This is a genomic window from Achromobacter sp. D10 (assembly GCF_035282245.1).
Lineage (GTDB): Bacteria > Pseudomonadota > Gammaproteobacteria > Burkholderiales > Burkholderiaceae_B > Achromobacter > Achromobacter insolitus.
In genome coordinates this window covers 498,379-515,010 of sequence record NZ_JAYJLE010000004.1, presented here as the reverse complement: position 1 = coordinate 515,010, position 16,632 = coordinate 498,379, and the positions used below count along the sequence as shown (strand labels likewise).

Here is a 16,632-nt window from a genome sequence, read left to right as displayed (position 1 = left end):
GGAAACCGCAGGCTGCTGCACAATAGCGGCAGCACGGGGCGACGCCCTGTTTCTTTCTTTCTGGATGGTCCTCATGTTCCTGCATCGACTGCTATTGAATTTCACTCGTTACGCCGCAGCGGCCGGACTGGCCGCGGTTTGCGCCGGCAACGCCATGGCGCAGGACAAACCCTTGCGCATCGGCGTGATTCCCAGCGTCGCCAATGCCGCCACCGAGCTTGCGATCGCGCAGGCCAAGAAAGAAGGCCTGGACGTCAAGCTGGTGGAATTCAACGACTGGGTGCTCCCCAATATCGCAGTGGCCGACGGTTCCGTGGACGCGAACTTCTTTCAGCACGAGCCCTTCCTGGAACTGTTCAATCAACGCCGTGGCGCAAGCCTGAAGCCAATCGCCTATGGTTACTCCACCACCATCGGCCTGTTTTCCAAGAAGCTGAAGAAGGGCGACGCGGTGCCGGCTGGCGCGACCATCGCCGTGCCGAACGACCCGGTCAACACCGGACGGGCGCTGTTGCTGCTGGAATCCATCGGCCTGATCACGCTCAAGCCCGGCGTCGCGCACCAGGCCACCTTGCAGGATGTGGTGTCGAATCCGAAGAATCTGAAATTCGTGCAGATCGAAGGTTCGCAGTCCGCGCGCACGTTCGACGACGTGACGGCGTCGGTGACCTACACCACCTTCGCCAAGCAGGCCGGGCTGAACGAGAAGGACGGCCTTGCCTTTGACAATACCGACCCTGCCAACGTGCGGCGTTATGCCATCCGCTGGGTGACCACTCCGGCCGGCGCGCAGGATCCGCGCTTACTGAAGTTCATCGCGATCTATCAGAATTCCGCCGAAGTGAAGGCCAAACTGCGCAGCCTGTATGGCGATTTGATCGATTTTCCCTGGTGATGCGGCACGCCCGCCCGACGCGGCGGGCATTAACGATTCTTGGCAGTTGGACTCGGGGATAACTCGTATACTGGCCCCGATTTTCACCCGCCCTGCAACGCGGCGCTCCAGTCCCGGGAGGCGCGCCATCCTCGCCTCGATACCCAAGCCATGCGTATTCCGTCGTCCGACGATGCCGCCCATGCCCAGGGGCCGCCCGCTGCCGAGGACAGCCGCATCCTGGCGGCGGTCAGTGCGATCCTGGCTACCGGGCCGCAGGGCCGTTTTTTCGAGACGCTGGTCGACCACGCAGTCACGGCATTGGGCGCCGATTACGCCTGGGTCTGCCTGGAGAACGCCGGCAGTAGGGCGGAACTGATTGCCAGCGCCACCTGCCGTGCCCGCATGGCGGCTGACCCTGCGGGGGCGGCCGAGGCGCTGCAATCGTTATTGGGAGATCGCGCTTCGTACCTTTGCCTGGAAGGCTTGCCGCAATCGGCCCCCTGGCTGGTCGAGGCCGGCGCGCGGGCTTGCGTGGCTCGCACGCTCTACGACACAAATGGCGTGGCCTGCGGCCACATCGCTTTTGTCTTCAGGCGGAGGCTGTCCGATGCATCCGCCTATTCCGGCGCACAAGCCATTCTGGCCAGTTTCGCCCAGCACGCGGTGCTGGGCGCGGCGGCACGCGAACGCGAAGTGGCGCGACTGAATGAGGTGATCGCGCAGTTCGCGGCCCTGTTCCGTTCGGCCCCGGTACTGATCAATGCGTTCGACAAGGATGGCCGCTGCACCTTGTGGAACGACGCTTGCGAGCGGCGCTTTGGCTGGACGGAAGCCGAGATCAAGCAAAGCCAGGATCCTTTGGCGCTGTTCTATCCCGATCCGCAAACCCGCGAACGCGTGCGGGAAAGTGTCAGCGCGCGGCCGGACCGGTCATTCCGGGAATGGCAGCCGCGCACGCGTGACGGCGAGCAACTTTCGGTGCTGTGGTCCAACGTCAGGCTGCCGGACGGCAAGGTGGTCAACCTGGGAATGGACGTCACCGAAAGCCGCCGCGCCGAAGCCGCGCTGGCCTGGATGGCCAGGGTGGACAGCCTGACCGGCTGCTGGAACCGAGCCGAAATCCTCAAGCGCATGGAAGAGCGGCTGGGCGGCGTACGGCGCGGCACGGGCGGGCCGACCACGGCGTTGATGCTGGATCTGGATTACTTCAAGCAAGTCAATGACCGCTACGGACACTTGGGCGGCGACATCGCACTTAGGCATTTCTGCGAACAGCTCCGCGCGTGTCTGCGCGAGGGCGATGCGATAGGACGGTTGGGCGGCGAAGAATTCCTGGTGCTGCTGGCGGACGCCGACGCGGCGGTGGCGCGCGCGATTTGCGAGCGACTGCGCGCCTGCCTGCGGCAGCATCCCGCCGAGATCGACGGCGTGGCCGTCGTGCTGTCGGTCAGCGGCGGTATTGCGGGTTTCCTGCCTAGCGACGCGACGGCCTCGGATGTGTTGCGCCGGGCTGATTTCGCGCTCTATCAGGCCAAGCGCGCGGGGCGGGATTGCGCGGTGGAATACCGGCACTGACCTGCTTGCTTGTGACGCGATAAGGCCTTTATGCCGTGGCCTGGCCGCGCGCCGAGCGCCGGCCGTTCAGGCGCCAATGCAGGCCCACCGCCGCCGCGGCGAGCGCGCAGGCAGCGGCTAATCCCAGCGCATCGAAGCCGGCATGCGTGTAGATGGTGCCGGCGACGGCGGTGCCCACGCTGGCGCCCAGGTAGGTGGTGCACGTGTTCAGGCCCAATACGGCGCCGCGTTCGTCGGGCCGGGCGCGCGATAGCAGCAGCACCAGCAGATTCAGGCTCAACTGCGAGGCCGCGCCCCAAAGCGCGGCGATGGCAAGCACGGCGGCCAACGCGTGTGCCGCCGGCAGCAGCCCCACGTACACCAGGGCAATGATGCCCAGTGCCAGCGGCAGGGCGCGGCGGGGTCCCAGCCGTTCGATCAGCGGCGCGCCGGCCACGCCTGCGACCAGGAACCCGGCTCCGTAGGCGAAGGCAATGAAGCCCACTTGCCCGGCTGACAGCGCCAGCACGCTGCGCACGTGATCGGCAAGAAAGGCATACACGCCATAGAAGGCCGACGAAAAGGCCAGGCAGCCCAGCAGCAGGGCGGGTACGTCGCGATAGGACAACGGGGCCAGCAGGCGCGCCAGGCGCAGCGGCGCGGGATTGGCAACGCGGCGCTCAGGCAGTTTGCGCAGGCCCAGCACGGCAATCGCGGCGCATAGCGCCAGGGTGCCGTAGGTGGCGCGCCATCCCACGGCGTCGGAAATCAGCGCGGAGAGGGGGACGCCTGCCACCAGGGACACGGACCAGCCTGCGATGACACGCCCCAAGGTGCGCGCCTCCTGGCCCGGCGGGGCGATCAACGAGGCCGATCCATAGGCCGCGGGCAGGATGACGCCCGCGGCCGCTCCGGCCAGCGCTTGTGCCAGTGTCAGCACGATCCAGTGCGGGGCGCAGGCCGACAGGACCAGCGCCATGATCAGGGCGGCCATCGCGCCCAGGAGTGAACGGCGGATGCCGATACGGTCGATGCGCGAGGCCAGGAAGAAGGCGCTGGCGGCCGTGGCCGCGCCATAGGCGGAGATGGCGGTGCTGATGGTGAGCGGCGAGGTGGAATAGGAGCGCGCCACATCGCTCAGGATGGGGCTTAACGCCAAGCCGTTGGATCCAACGACGCTGACGGCGAACATCAAGGCGGGGACGGGGGAAGACGGGTGGGCGCTGCGGGTGCTACGGTTCTGCATCGCCAAATTTTATTGGAATAAAATAAGGGTTAACGCGTATATTTCTTTATTCCATAAAAGTTCGAATGCCGTTCGGCAGAATTTGATTCCAATGCCTGATCTAGATGACCGCGACCGAAAGCTGTTAACGCTGTTGGCCGACGATGCGACCCCCAGTTACGCCGAACTGGGAAAAATGCTGAATCTTTCCGCCCCGGCCGTGCACGAAAGGGTGAAGCGCCTCAAACGCGATGGCCTGATCAAAGGCATCGCCGCCAAGCTGGATGGCGCCCGGATAGGCCGGCCGCTGCTGGCCTTCGTGCACGTGGATACCAACAACTGGAGCATCACGCAGCAGGTGCTGGGTCTGGCCGAACTGACCGAGGTGGAAGAGATCCACACGATCACAGGCAAGAGCGCCATGCTGTTGAAAGTGCGCGTGCGGGATACGCAGGCTTTGGAGGCGCTGCTGGCGCGCATCCATCAGATCGATGGCATCACCAACACCACCAGCGACATCGCCCTGACCAGTTACCTGGAGCGTGGGCCGTTGCCGGACAATGGCTGAACCCGCCGCTCAACCGGCGCCAGCTGCGCGCAGGCGCAGCCGAGTGATCTCTGACGGGGCTCCCAGGCGTTTGGGCGGTCCCCAGTAGCCCGTGCCGCGGCTGATGTAGATCCACATCTTGCCCAGGCGGTGCAGGCCAGCGGTGTACGGTTGCTGGAACCGCACAAAGAAGCCCCACGGGAAGAATTGCCCGCCGTGCGTGTGGCCGGACAGTTGCAGGGTGTAGCCCAGCGGTTCGGCCGCGGCCGCGCTGCGCGGTTGATGCGCCAGGAGGATCCTGGCCAGGGCGTCGGCGGGCGCGCCGGCAAGCGCGGCGCGGGGATTGCTGCGCTGCTGCGGGTCGAAGGCACCGGCGCTGTAATCGGTGATGCCAGCTACCACCACGGGCAGCCCGGCGGGATGGATGACGACATGTTCATTCATGAGCACGCGCAGCCCCAGGCGGCGGAATTCAGCGATCCAGGGCGTGGCGCCCGAATAGTATTCATGGTTGCCCGTCACCAGGTATACGCCATAGGGCGCGCGCAACTGGCCCAGCGGACTTGCCTGGGCGGACAACTGTTCGACGCTGCCGTCCACCACGTCGCCGGTAATGGCGATCATGTCCGGCAGCTGCTCATTGACGGCATCGACGATGGCCTGCACATAACGCCTTTTGATGGTCGGCCCCACATGGACATCGCTGATCTGGACGATGGTAAAGCCGTCCAGGTCGGGCGCGAGTCCGGCGATGGGCACGTCCACATCTACGATGCGCGCCCGCTTGCGGGCGTTGTACAAACCGAGCAGCGTACCCGCCAAGGCAAGGATGGGAACGGTCCACGCACTGACGCGAAGCAGCCCGGCCCATGGAATGTCGGCGCCGATTGCCAGGTTCGCCAGCCATACCGCCAGCAGCAGCGCGTCGCGCAGCACGGTCAGCACGAACAGGGAGGAGAACAAGCCCATGGCGAAGAGCCCGACCCAGGCTATGCGGTCACCCCAAGGCGGGTGCACCGACGAGCGCGCCAGCATGCCTAACGGAATGAGGATGCAGGACAACAGCAGGGCAAGAATCGCGGCGGCGGAACCGGGTCCGCCCAACTGGGCGTCGGGAATCAAGCGGGCGCCCACATAGACATGGGCCAGCGCGCCCAATGTCAGGAAGCGCAGGAAGAAAGAGGATTGGCGTAGGGACACGGGCGGCTCGGGGGCGCGCCGGGGAAAAGCCGCGGCGCGCGTGGCAAAGGAATCGCCATTCTATGCCGGGCTAGGGGCGCGGGCCGTATCCCGGGTCCACGCGCATGAGCAGATCAGCCTGCATCTCGCGGACATGATTGATCCCCAGCATCGCCATATTGCGGTCGACTTCGGATCGCAGCAGGCCGATGGCGTGCGAGACGCCGGCCTCGCCGCCGACGGCGGCCGCGTAGTTGAAGGGGCGGCCGACGAAGACGAAGCTGGCACCCAGCGCCAGCGCCTTGAGCACGTCGCTGCCGCGGCGTACGCCGCTGTCCATCATCACGGTCATGTTGCCCGCCGCCGCGACTACGCCGGGCAGGGCATGCAGCGGCGATACGGCGCCGTCCAATTGCCGTCCGCCGTGGTTGGACACGATGATGCCGTCCACGCCGTGCTGACGTGCCTGCGCCGCGTCCTGCGGATGCAGGATGCCCTTGACGATCAGCGTGCCCGGCCACAATCGGCGGATGCGGGCCACGTGTTCCCAGCTGAGATGGTCGCGGGCGCTGAAGTCGCGCAGCACCGATGAAGACACGATCGGCGCGCCGCGCGTGGCAAAGGAGTTCTCGAAATGCGGCATGCCATGAGCCAGCAACGTGCGCATGAACGTACCAGCAAGCCAGCGCGGACGGGTCAGGCCGTCCCAGGCCAGGCGCAGGCTCGGCTTGAGCGGCGTGGAAAAGCCGGTGCGCACATTGTTCTCGCGGTTGGCCGACACGGGAATGTCCACTGTCAGCACCAGGGTTTCGTAGCCCGCGCGGCGGGCGCGCTCCACCAGCGCGTCAATGCGCTGCGGATCCCCGGGAAGATAAGCCTGGAACCAGGTGCCCGGCGCCTCGCGAATGACGTCTTCCAGCGGAATCAGCGAGGTGCCGCTGAGTATGGCCGGTATGCCTTGTTCACGGGCGGCGCGGGCCAACACAATGTCTCCCCGATATGCCGACAACGCACTGATGCCCATGGGCGCGATACCGAAGGGCGAGGCGTAGCGGCGGCCGAAGAGCTCGGTTTGCTGGCTACGGCGCGACACGTCCACGAGCACGCGCGGTGAAAACGCGTATTGCGCGAAAGCGTGGCGGTTGCCGCGCAGCGATTGGTTGTCTTCGGCCGCGCCCGCAACGTAGCCGAATATGGGCCTAGGCAGGCGCCGTTTGGCGGCGGCCTCGAAGTCGTCCAGGGACAGCATGCGCGCCAGCGCGCGCGGCAAGGGGCGGTCGGCCGAAGCGGCGCGGGGACGGGCAGTGGACGAAAGCAGGGATGTCATGGCGGGCCGGCAAAAGCCCGTAATCTATCAATGCCGATTCATCGCATAAAGCGAATAAATCCAGACATCCAGTTTCGATTTAATCGAATATCAGGCGGGCAGCGCCAACAATTCGCCCATGCGCACAGGCCCCAGCACCGAGGGCGTGTCGGCCCAGCGGATCTTGTTGGGGCCGAACAGCACGATGGCGGTCGAGCCCAGCTTGAAGCGGCCCATTTCCGCGCCTTTGGCAAGATGGATCGGGGCGCGCGCAGCATCGTCGTAGCGGGTGGCTTTGACGCGGCGCTTGTGTGGCGTGACCAAGCCGGCCCACACCGTCTCGATGGACGCGACGATCATGGCGCCCACCAGCACCACGGCCATCGGACCATGCTCGGTGTCGAAGATGCAGACGACGCGTTCGTTGCGCGCAAACAGGCGCGGCACGTTGCGGGCGGTCAGCGGGTTGACGGAGAACAGGCGTCCCGGGACGTGGATCATCTCGCGCAAGGTGCCCGCGACCGGCATGTGCACGCGGTGATAGTCCTTGGGCGACAGGTAGATGGTGGCGAATTCGCCGCCCTGGAACGGTGCGGCGCGCTCGGCATCGCCACCCAACAGATCCGCCAGGCCGTAGCTATGGCCTTTGGCCTGGAAGATACGTCCGTGTTCGATCGCGCCCATCTGGCTGATGGCGCCGTCGGCAGGGCACACCACCGAGCCGGGTTCTTCATCCAGCGGACGCGCATCTTCCTTGAGCGCCCGCGTAAAGAAGTCATTGAAGCAGTCGTAGGCCAAGGGCTCTTCCTGCAGCGCTTCGCGCATGTCCACGCCATAGCGGCGGACGAAGCGCGAGATCATCCAGTTCTTGACCGCGGGTTCCCGGCAGTCGGAGGCGTACCCAAAGAGCCGCGACACCAGGTGGTGAGGGGCGAGATACTGGCTGGCGAGGAAAAGTTGGTCTTTGATCGGCATCTATGAGCGCTAAGAAATAACCCCGCGGCGGGCCGCGGCAAGGGCCGGCCCGTGGGGGCCCGCTTGCTGGTCCGGGACCTGCCGCGTCAAAAAACGTCGTCCCGCGTTGCAGCGGGACGACGTGGTAATGAGCAGAGGGGTGAATTCTACCGCTTTCAGGCGTACTTCAGGCAGAGGGACGCGCGCAGGCGGGCGCCAGCGCAAAGGCCTGACGTCCCGCGCGCTGCGGCCGCTACAGCTCCAGCACGATGCGCCCGCCCTGGGCGCGGGAGCAGCAGGCCATCATGCGCGTGCCAGCCTCGCGTTCGGCGCGGGTCAGCACTACGTCGCGGTGATCGACGGCGCCGCCCAGCACGCGGACTTCGCAGGAGCCGCAGAGTCCTTCCTCGCAGTCGCTCTGCACGTCGATATTGGCGCCGCGCAGGGCGGTCAGCAGGGTCTGGTCGGCGGGTACTTGCACGACGATGCCGGAGTCCTTGAGCTCGGCCTCGAAAGCATGTTCCTTGGACGGGTCCAGCGTCGCGAGCGTGGAATGGAAATGCTCCACGCGCAGGCTGTCGTCGGGCCAGGCGGCGCAGGCCTGCTGCAGCGCGTCCAGCATACGTTCAGGACCGCAAGCGTAGATCTGGGTGCCGGCCTCAGGCCGGGACAGCAGCGCGGCGAAGTCATTGCGGCTGCCTTCATCGCTGACGTGCAAACGCAGGCGTTCGCCATGCAGCGCTGCCAATTCTTCCAGCATGGCCATGCAGGCACGGGACCGGCCGCTGTAGTGCAATTCATAGTCCATGCCCAGTTCGCGCGCGCGGCGCGCCATGACGCTGATGGGCGTGATGCCTATGCCGCCGGCGATGAGGATCAGGCGCTTGGCGCCTTCGTCCATCCTGAAGTGATTGCGCGGGCCGCGGGCGCGCACGATGCTGCCCGGACGCAGGTGCTGGTGGATCCAGGCAGAGCCGCCCCGGCCAGCCGCCTCCTTGAGCACCGCGATCTCCAGCACGTTCGCGGCTGCAGGATCGCCGCAAAGCGAGTACTGGCGCGACAGGCCGGTATCGCCGCATTCGACGTCGATGTGGGATCCGGGCGTCCAGCGCGGCAGCGGTTTGCCGTCAGGCGATTCGAGCCGGATGCGCGCGATGCCATCGGCTGCGGCGGTGACCGCCGTCACCACCAGTTTGCGGCTGATGGCGTGCGTGGAGGGCTCGCCGATGCGTACCGGCTGGACCTGGTCCAGCACGGCGCGATCGCGGCGCTCGGGATTGTCGGCCGGGTTCCATTCCACCCACAGATGCTCCGGGCCGCGGAACGACGTGTTGGGCACATAGGTGAACTGCTGCTCGGCCAGGCGCATGTGCGGCAGGCGGCGGGTCAGCTCTTCAAGAAAGATCTGCATTTCCATGCGCGCGAGGTTCTTGCCCATGCACTGGTGCGCGCCGTAGCCGAAGGTCAGCTGGTCGCTGGCATTGTCGCGTCGGATGTCGAAGAAGTCGGCGTCGGCGAAGTGGCGTTCGTCGTGGTTGGCGGACGAGGACACGATCAGCAGCTTGGCGCCCGCGGGAATCGCCACGCCGGCGATTTCGGTGTCGCGCGTGGCCAGGCGGCGCCAGGCCGCGACCGAGCCGTTGTGGCGCAGGCATTCTTCGACCGCATTGGGCAGCAGGCCGGGATCTTCGCAGAGTTCGCGCCAGGCGTCGGGATGTTGCAGCAGCAGCTTGATGGCGTTGGCCGAAGCATTGGCGGTGGTTTCATGCGCGGCGACGATGCCGGCCATCATCATCGAATGCAGGTAGGAGTCGGTGACGACCTCCGGATGCTCTTTTTGCTTGCGGATGCCGTACTGCATCCAGCCGGGCGCATCGGGGTCCTGGCGCATCTTGTCGAGGATCTTGCCGGCCAGTTGCCAGAAATTGCCCACGGCATGCGCCACTTCCACCTGTTCCTCCGGCTTGGGCCGGCCCCAGGTATTGACGGTGTGCGCGATGGAGTACTTGCGCAGCAGATCCATGTCTTCTTCGGGCACGCCCAGGAAGTGCAGGGCGACCGTCAGCGGCACTTCCCAAAGCATCTGGTCGACCAGGTCGGCACGCCCGTCGTCGATGAAACGGTCCACGTATTCGCGCGTCAGGCGTCGCACCATGGGCTCGTGGTGCTTGAGTTCGTCCGGCGTGAAGGGATCCATCAGCACGCGGCGGCGCGGCATGTGGGCGGGCTCGTCCTCGTTGACCAGGGTGCGGTTCATGGCGTAGCCATAGCTGGCCAGGACGGCATTGGCCTCCGGGCCGGTAGGCGTGATCTTCTCCAGAGCAATCGAGGGGCTATAGGTGTGGTTGTCGCGAAACACCGCCTTGATGTCGTCGTAGCGGGTCACCACCCAGTAGCCGAGTTTGGGGCTGTAGAACACGGGCTCCTGTTCGCGCGCCCAGCGCACGTATTCGGGCGGGTCTTGCTGGTAGCCGTCGCCGAAAGGATCGAACTCCGCGGCGCGCGGGCTGACCGGACAGCCTTGGGCCCGGGCCAGCGCGGCGTGATCGATGGGGCAGCCGCCGGCATTGCCGGCCGCCGGGGATGCGGGAGGGGGAGTGTGGCCCATGTTGTCGCTCCGGATTACAATTGCGTAAATCATATACGCATTGCGTAATTATTCAACTGGGGTAATCTCCGGGCTGCGTCCGCAGCCGCCGGGCAGCCCCTCCATCGCGCCCATGAACCAGACCTCCGATCCCGCTTCCCTTGCCATTCCGTCCGCGGACGCTCCGCGTCCAAGAGAACGGCGGCAGCGCGTGCAAGCTGCCGAAACCGGCATGGCCGTGCTCAAGGGATTGGGCCGGCTGGGAGGCCGCGCCAGCCTGACGCTGCTGGCGTCGCAGGTGGGCGAAAGTCCCGCCAAGGTGCACCGCTATCTGGTCAGCCTGATGGAAGAGGGGCTGGTGGCGCAGGATGCCGTGACTCAACAGTACTACCTGGGGCTGGAGGCAATGCTGCTGGGCCTGGCCGCGCTGCGTCAGGCCGATCCCATCCGCCTGGCCGAACCCAGCCTGGTGCGCTTGCGCGAAGGGCTGGAAGTGACCTGCTTTATCGCGGTTATGGGGAACAAGGGGCCCACCATCGTGCGCTTCGAAGAGCCCGGCCTGCCCGTGACGGTCAATGTGCGGATGGGCTCGGTGTTGTCCATGCTGTGGTCCGCGACCGGGCGGGTGTTCCTGGCCTTGCAGGATGATGCGCGCGTGCGCGCCCTCGCCGAAGCCGAACTGGCGCGCGCGCCGGCCGAATTGCGCGCGCAGCTGGACGCCGCCGATCCGATCGGGCGCCTGCGCCGCCAGGTGCTGGCCGAGGGTTGCGCGACCGTGCGCGACACAAACCTGAAGGGCATCAGCGCGGTATCCGCGCCGCTGCTTGACCACAATGGGCGGCCTTGCGCCGCGCTCACCGCGCTGGGCGCGACCGGCGGATTCGACGCCTCGGCGGACGGGGCGATTGCGCGGGCGGTACGTCTCGAGGCCGAGGCCGCCAGCCTGCTGCTCGGCTACCAGGCGCCTTAGCGGCCTTCGGCAGGGCTGGCGTCCGCGGCCAAGCCGCGCAACCATTCCATGGCCGCCTGCGCCACCGGCATTCCGGCCGCGTTCCGATTGACCACCGCACCGATGGCGCCAAAGTTGGCCTCCAGCCGCAGCGCCAGGACGGTCACGCTGCCTTGGCGCTGGCAGTAGCGCGCGATGCCCTGGGGCAGCGCGGCCAGACTATCGTCCTGGCCGAGCAGCGCCAGGGTTGCCAGCAAGGAGTTGGACTGGACGCTTGCGTCTGGCGGACGCGAGCCCGCACGCACGAAGGCTTCGTCCAGACGCTCGCGCATCATGGTGGCTTCCAGCGGCAGCACCCACGGCCAGCGTGCCAGCTCGGCCGGTTCAAGGGCATCGCGGCCGGCCAGCGGGTGGCCTGGGCGCGCCACGACCAGGATCGGTTCTTCATGGAGCCGGATCACTTCGCAGTCCACCGGCAGCAAGCGGCTGCCCAAGCGGCCCAGCACGATGTCCAGCTCGTCGCGCGCCAGCTTGTCCATCAGGTCGTCCAGGGCGCCTTCAACCAGCTTCACTTCCAACCTGGGAGACGCTTGCAGCAGGTGTGCAATCAGCTGCGGGGCAAGCCTGGGCGCGGCCGAGGGCAGGGTGCCCAGGCGCAGCAAGCTGGCTCCGCGCTCTTCGGCGGCACGCAGTTCGGCCGCCACGCGCTGGGCCGCGCCCAGGCTGTGACGGGCGTGGCGGATCATAACCAATCCGGCATTGGTGGGTTGGGTGCCATGAGTCCCGCGCTCGAACAGCGCGTAGCCCACTTGATCCTCCAGCTGCGCCAGCGCCTTGGATGCGGCAGGTTGCGACATATGCAATCGATCAGCGGCGCGGCCGAGATGGCGCTCGTCATCCAGCGCGACCAGCAGTTCGGCGTGACGCCGCTTGAGATGCGTACCGGCGCGTTCTGACATGACGGATCATATTCAAATGGTTATGAATCGTTCAGTTTATTTCATTTCACGCGGGGGCCGGGCGATCGGCATACTTCCCGCTCAACGAGATACAGGCGTTCGCCGGGCACGGCCGGGCAGCAACGCCGGGATGGAGACGAGTCATGAAGAAGTTCTGGATGGCCCTGGCCGCGAGCTGGGCCTGTGGCATGGTGGGCGCCGCGGCGGCGGCGGACGCATATCCGGCGCGGCCGGTGCAGATCGTGGTGCCGTTCTCGCCGGGCGGCGCGGTGGATGTGCTGGCCCGCCAACTGGCACAACGGTTGGAGCCGCGCGGCTACACCCTGGTGGTGGAAAACAAGCCGGGCGCGGGCGGCAACATCGCCGCGTCCATGGTCGCGCGCGCCGCACCCGATGGCTACACGTTATTGATGGGCACCACCAATACGCATGGCATCAACAGCGCGCTGTATGCCAGCCTGCCTTACGACCCGGTGCGCGATTTCAGCCCGGTAGGCCTGGTGGCCGACAATGTCGTCGTGTTGCTGGCCAACGCCGATTTTCCTGCTAAAACGCTCGCCGAAGCGGTCAGCTTGATCAAGGCCAATCCGGGCAAATACACCTATGGCTCACCGGGTCTGGGCACGGTGCATCAATTGGCAATGGAGCAGTTGAAGCATGCCGCCGGCCTGGACGTAGTCCACGCGCCCTACAAGGGCGCGGCCCCCGCGATGGCCGATCTGGTCGCTGGGCACGTTCCGCTGATGATCGGCGGCATTGCGCCGGCCATTCCGTTCCTCGCGTCCGGCAAGGTCAAGGTGCTGGGCGTGGCCAATACCGAAAAGTATGCCGCGCTGCCCGACGTGCCCTTGTTCTCGGACGTGGCCGCCGGGGTCGCGGTGCGGTCGTGGATCGGGCTCTTCGCGCCCGCCGGCACGCCGCCCGCGGTCGTGAAGAAACTGAGCGCGGATCTGCAGGCGGTGCTTACGGACCGCGCATTCGAGCAGGCATTGCAGCCGCTGGGCATGGTGCCGATCTATATGACGCCCGAGTCCTTCGGCGACATGGTCAAGCGCGACATGCCGGCCTGGCGTTCCGCCGTGGAGATGTCCGGGGCGAAGCAATGACCCATTCCGCCAAACCCGTCAACTTCCTGCTGTTCATCACCGACCAGCATCGCGCCGACCATCTGGGAGCCTATGGCAACCGGGTAGTGCGCACGCCCAACCTGGACCGGCTGGCGGCCTCGGGCTGGCGCGCCGACAACATGCACGTGGCCACGCCCATCTGCATGCCGAACCGCGCCAGCTTGATGACCGGACGCTACCCCTCCGCTCACGGCGCGCGCCACAACGGTATTGCGCTCTCGCTGCGCAGCCGCACATTTGTCGAGGCCATGCGCGAGGCAGGCTACGGTACTGCCCTGGTGGGCAAGGTGCACCTGCAGAACATGACGGACATCCCGCCCTCCTGGCCGGTACGTGCCGAGGACAGGCTGCCGCGGGAGGCGGTCGAGCCCGACGCCGGCCGCTACGACCAGGAACAGCGCAAGCTGTGGCTTGAATGTCCGGACCATGAGCTGAGCTATCCGTACTATGGCTTTGAGCAGGTGGATCTGGTCGATGACCATAGCGACGACGTGCATGGCCACTACCGCCGCTGGCTGCGGCGGACGCATCCGGAAGTCGAAGCCCTGATAGGCCCGACGCATGCCATTCCCGCGCCGGAGTATGAGCTGACGCGCATCCGCCAGGCATGGCGCACGCGGGTGCCTGAAGAGCTGTATCCCACGGCCTACATTGCCGACCGCAGCATCGATGCGCTGCGTGGCTATGCGGCATCCGGCCAACCGTTCTTCCTGCAGTGTTCCTTCCCCGACCCGCACCATCCTTTCACGCCGCCTGGGCGATTCTGGGATCTGCACCGGCCCGAGGACATGGAGTTGCCGGAGTCTTTTTACGGCGCCGGGACGCCGCCGCCACACGTCGCCTGGCTGCGCGCCCAACGCGATGCCGGCACGGCGATAAAACACACACCCGCGATCTTTTCCTGCAACGAGCGCGAAGCGCGGGAAGCGCTGGCCCTGAACTACGGTTCGATCGCCAACATCGACAACCAGATCGGCCGGGTATTGGCCGAACTCGACACGCTGGGGCTGACCGACAACACGGTGGTGATCTTCACCAGCGACCACGGCGATTACCTGGGCGATCATCAATTGATGCTGAAGGGGCCCATCCATTACCGTGGCTTGACGCGGGTGCCGTTCATCTGGCGCGATCCCGCCGCGGCACGGGTGGCGGGAGCCGCCAGCGATGCCTTGCTCAGCACCATCGACGTTGCGCCTACCGTGCTGGCGCGCGCAGGCGTGCGGCCCTACAACGGAATCCAGGGGCGCGATATGGCGGGCCTTATCGCCGGACGTGAACCGGCCGTGCGCGACGCGCTGATGATCGAAGAAGAAGGGCAGCGCGTGATCCTCGGCTTTGACAGCCGCATCCGCTGCCGCACGTTGCTGGCCGATGGGTTCCGGGTCACGGTCTATGACGGCGCGCGGTGGGGCGAACTCTATGACCTGAAGCAGGATCCGCACGAACTGCGCAACCTGTGGGACGACCCTGCGCGCGCGGACGATCGGGCGCGGCTGCTGGAGCGGCTGGCCTACGGCATGCTGGAGCATATCGACACCAGTCCGTATCCCAGCGCGTTGGCGTGATGTGCGGCGGCCGGCCCGCTCTGCCTCAGGCGGCCTTGGCGGCAAGCTTGGTCTTGTAGAGCCAGTCCTTGTAGTCGTCCAGGTCGCCGTCGAAGGGGCTGACTTCGCCGTCGGCCACGATGATGAATTCATCGGTGGTGGCGCGCAGCAAGTGCCGGTCGTGAGATACCAGCATCAGCGTGCCTTCGAACTGGGCCAGCGCACTCGTCAGGGCTTCCCGGGTTTCCAGGTCCAGATGGTTGGTGGGCTCGTCGAGCAGCAGCAGGTTGGGGCGCTGCCATACGATCAGGGCCAGCGCCAGCCGCGCCTTCTCCCCGCCGGAGAAGGGCGCGATGGAACTGGTCGCCATGTTGCCGTTGAAGTTGAAGCTGCCCAGGAAGTTGCGCAATTCCTGCTCGCGCACTGTGGGCGCGATCTTCGTCATGTGCCATAGCGGCGATTCGTCATGGCGCAGCATTTCCACCTGATGCTGGGCGAAATAGCCGATCGACAGCCCTTTGTTGAACTGCGCTTCGCCGGCCAGCGTCTGCAGTTCGCCAGCGATGGTCTTGATGAAGGTGGATTTGCCCGCGCCGTTGATGCCGAGCAAGCCGATGCGTTGGCCGGCCTGCAGCGAGAAATTGACGCCCGAGACGATGATCTTGTCGGATACGGCTTGCGTGTCCTCATCGGTCACGCGGTAGCCGGCGCTGACCGCGTCCATGGTCAACAGCGGGTTGGGCGCGCGCAAGGGTTCGCGGAATTCAAAGGAGAACTCGGCGGCCGCGCGCAGCGGGGCGACTTCCTCCATGCGGGCCAGCGCCTTGATACGGCTTTGGGCTTGGCGCGCCTTGCTGGCCTGGGCCTTGAAGCGGTCAATGAAGGATTGCAGGTGCGCGCGCTGGCGCATCTGCTTTTCCTGCATGCCTTGGGCCAGTTCCAGCTGCGCGGCGCGCTGGCGTTCAAAGGATGAGTAATGGCCGGAGTAGCGCTTGAGCTTGCGTTCATCGATGTGGACGATGACATTGACCACCCCGTCCAGGAAGTCCCGGTCATGCGAAATGACGATGAGGGTGCCGGGATATCGCTTGAGCCAGTCTTCCAGCCAGATGATGGCGTCCAGATCCAAGTGGTTGGTGGGTTCGTCCAGCAGCAGCAGGTCCGACGGGCACATCAGCGCCTGCGCCAGATTCAAGCGCATGCGCCAGCCGCCGGAAAAGCTCGTCAGCGGCAAATGCATCTGCGCCTGCGTGAAGCCCAGGCCGGTCAGCAGCTGTTCGGCGCGCGAATGCACGGTGTAGGCATCCGCATCGGCAAGCGCTGCGTAGATCTCGGCCATGCGCAGGCCGTTCTCGACGCTTTCGGGTTCGGCTTCCAGCAGGGCCAGCTCCGCCTCGAGTTTGCGCAGCGTGACGTCGCCATCGATGGCGTATTCGATGGCAGGGCGGTCCAGCGCGGGCGTTTCCTGCGCCACGTAGGCCATGCGCCAACTGGCCGGATAGTCCAGGTCGCCCTGGTCGGCGTGCAGCGTGCCGCGCAGCAAGCCGAACAGGCTGGACTTGCCCGCGCCATTGGCGCCGATGAGGCCGATCTTGTCGCCGGGGTTGAGCAGCAGGTCGACCTTGTCGAGCAAGGGCTTGACGCCGCGCATGAGTGAAACTTGTTGGAAGCGGATCATGGGTGGTGCAACAGGGAACGCGGCGGGATTCCCGCCGGCCAGGCGCGGTGTAAATAATTGGGGAAGGGAAGCGCACAGGCGGCGCGACAGGCGGACGGAACGGGTGTTCGCTCCACGGCAAGGCCGGTATTGTACCGGCCTTG

Annotated in this window: 13 protein-coding genes; 6 read left to right on the top strand and 7 right to left on the bottom strand. The window is 66.1% G+C overall.

Annotation, left to right across the window (positions count from 1 at the left end):
* Nucleotides 1–73: 73 nt before the first annotated feature.
* Nucleotides 74–895, top strand: a complete 822-nt coding sequence (locus VCS63_RS14660) for a MetQ/NlpA family ABC transporter substrate-binding protein (protein ID WP_323880179.1) — start codon at nt 74–76, stop codon at nt 893–895.
* Between the two features lie 150 nt (nt 896–1,045).
* Nucleotides 1,046–2,452, top strand: coding sequence for a diguanylate cyclase (locus VCS63_RS14655; RefSeq protein WP_233461631.1), 1,407 nt, complete (start codon nt 1,046–1,048; stop codon nt 2,450–2,452).
* A gap of 28 nt (nt 2,453–2,480) precedes the next feature.
* Here VCS63_RS14655 and VCS63_RS14650 read toward each other — a convergent pair whose 3' ends face one another.
* Nucleotides 2,481–3,677, bottom strand: a complete 1,197-nt coding sequence (locus tag VCS63_RS14650) for an MFS transporter (RefSeq protein ID WP_253637133.1) — start codon at nt 3,675–3,677, stop codon at nt 2,481–2,483.
* 91 nt (nt 3,678–3,768) lie between these two features.
* Here VCS63_RS14650 and VCS63_RS14645 point away from each other — a divergent pair, with 91 nt between their 5' ends.
* A complete protein-coding gene (locus VCS63_RS14645) occupies nt 3,769–4,224 on the top strand; it encodes an Lrp/AsnC family transcriptional regulator (RefSeq protein ID WP_063640575.1) in 456 nt (151 codons plus the stop codon).
* Between the two features lie 9 nt (nt 4,225–4,233).
* On the opposite strand, the gene VCS63_RS14640 is transcribed toward VCS63_RS14645, so the two are convergent.
* The 4 genes from VCS63_RS14640 to VCS63_RS14625 all read right to left on the bottom strand — a co-directional run bounded on the left by VCS63_RS14640 (nt 4,234) and on the right by VCS63_RS14625 (nt 10,250).
* A complete protein-coding gene (locus tag VCS63_RS14640) occupies nt 4,234–5,403 on the bottom strand; it encodes a metallophosphoesterase (protein WP_042793639.1) in 1,170 nt (389 codons plus the stop codon).
* A gap of 70 nt (nt 5,404–5,473) precedes the next feature.
* The gene (locus tag VCS63_RS14635) at nt 5,474–6,709 is read right to left on the bottom strand and encodes an alpha-hydroxy acid oxidase (protein ID WP_042793638.1); all 1,236 of its coding nucleotides are present in this window, start codon (nt 6,707–6,709) and stop codon (nt 5,474–5,476) included.
* A gap of 90 nt (nt 6,710–6,799) precedes the next feature.
* A complete protein-coding gene (gene asd, locus VCS63_RS14630; protein ID WP_042793637.1) occupies nt 6,800–7,663 on the bottom strand; it encodes an archaetidylserine decarboxylase in 864 nt (287 codons plus the stop codon).
* A 232-nt stretch (nt 7,664–7,895) separates the two neighbouring features.
* Nucleotides 7,896–10,250, bottom strand: coding sequence for a cytochrome P450/oxidoreductase (locus tag VCS63_RS14625; protein WP_323880177.1), 2,355 nt, complete (start codon nt 10,248–10,250; stop codon nt 7,896–7,898).
* A 112-nt stretch (nt 10,251–10,362) separates the two neighbouring features.
* Between VCS63_RS14625 and VCS63_RS14620 the strand changes: the two genes are divergently transcribed.
* Nucleotides 10,363–11,199, top strand: a complete 837-nt coding sequence (locus VCS63_RS14620; protein ID WP_042793635.1) for an IclR family transcriptional regulator — start codon at nt 10,363–10,365, stop codon at nt 11,197–11,199.
* Here VCS63_RS14620 and VCS63_RS14615 read toward each other — a convergent pair.
* On the bottom strand, nt 11,196–12,080 hold the full coding sequence (locus tag VCS63_RS14615; RefSeq protein ID WP_323880338.1) for a LysR substrate-binding domain-containing protein: 885 nt from the start codon (nt 12,078–12,080) through the stop codon (nt 11,196–11,198). The genes VCS63_RS14620 and VCS63_RS14615 overlap by 4 nt on opposite strands.
* Before the next feature lie 200 nt (nt 12,081–12,280).
* On the opposite strand from VCS63_RS14615, the gene VCS63_RS14610 reads away from it, so the two are divergent.
* Together VCS63_RS14610 and VCS63_RS14605 are read left to right on the top strand one after the other, a co-directional pair.
* The gene (locus VCS63_RS14610; RefSeq protein WP_149064512.1) at nt 12,281–13,243 is read left to right on the top strand and encodes a Bug family tripartite tricarboxylate transporter substrate binding protein; all 963 of its coding nucleotides are present in this window, start codon (nt 12,281–12,283) and stop codon (nt 13,241–13,243) included.
* A complete protein-coding gene (locus VCS63_RS14605; RefSeq protein WP_323880176.1) occupies nt 13,240–14,832 on the top strand; it encodes a sulfatase in 1,593 nt (530 codons plus the stop codon). Before VCS63_RS14610 ends, VCS63_RS14605 begins: the two co-directional genes overlap by 4 nt.
* 25 nt (nt 14,833–14,857) lie before the next feature.
* Here VCS63_RS14605 and VCS63_RS14600 read toward each other — a convergent pair whose 3' ends face one another.
* Entirely contained in the window at nt 14,858–16,489 is a 1,632-nt protein-coding gene (locus VCS63_RS14600) for an ATP-binding cassette domain-containing protein (RefSeq protein ID WP_063640579.1), read from the bottom strand.
* Nucleotides 16,490–16,632: the final 143 nt, after the last annotated feature.

Bases quoted from the DNA above. Each gene is read 5' to 3' on its own strand.
- VCS63_RS14660 (WP_323880179.1), top strand. From the start codon at position 74: ATGTTCCTGCATCGACTGCTATTGAATTTCACTCGTTACGCCGCAGCG.
- VCS63_RS14655 (WP_233461631.1), top strand. From the start codon at position 1,046: ATGCGTATTCCGTCGTCCGACGATGCCGCCCATGCCCAGGGGCCGCCC.
- VCS63_RS14650 (WP_253637133.1), bottom strand. From the start codon at position 3,677: ATGCAGAACCGTAGCACCCGCAGCGCCCACCCGTCTTCCCCCGTCCCC.
- VCS63_RS14645 (WP_063640575.1), top strand. From the start codon at position 3,769: ATGCCTGATCTAGATGACCGCGACCGAAAGCTGTTAACGCTGTTGGCC.
- VCS63_RS14635 (WP_042793638.1), bottom strand. From the start codon at position 6,709: ATGACATCCCTGCTTTCGTCCACTGCCCGTCCCCGCGCCGCTTCGGCC.
- asd (WP_042793637.1), bottom strand. From the start codon at position 7,663: ATGCCGATCAAAGACCAACTTTTCCTCGCCAGCCAGTATCTCGCCCCT.
- VCS63_RS14625 (WP_323880177.1), bottom strand. From the start codon at position 10,250: ATGGGCCACACTCCCCCTCCCGCATCCCCGGCGGCCGGCAATGCCGGC.
- VCS63_RS14620 (WP_042793635.1), top strand. From the start codon at position 10,363: ATGAACCAGACCTCCGATCCCGCTTCCCTTGCCATTCCGTCCGCGGAC.
- VCS63_RS14610 (WP_149064512.1), top strand. From the start codon at position 12,281: ATGAAGAAGTTCTGGATGGCCCTGGCCGCGAGCTGGGCCTGTGGCATG.
- VCS63_RS14605 (WP_323880176.1), top strand. From the start codon at position 13,240: ATGACCCATTCCGCCAAACCCGTCAACTTCCTGCTGTTCATCACCGAC.
- VCS63_RS14600 (WP_063640579.1), bottom strand. From the start codon at position 16,489: ATGATCCGCTTCCAACAAGTTTCACTCATGCGCGGCGTCAAGCCCTTG.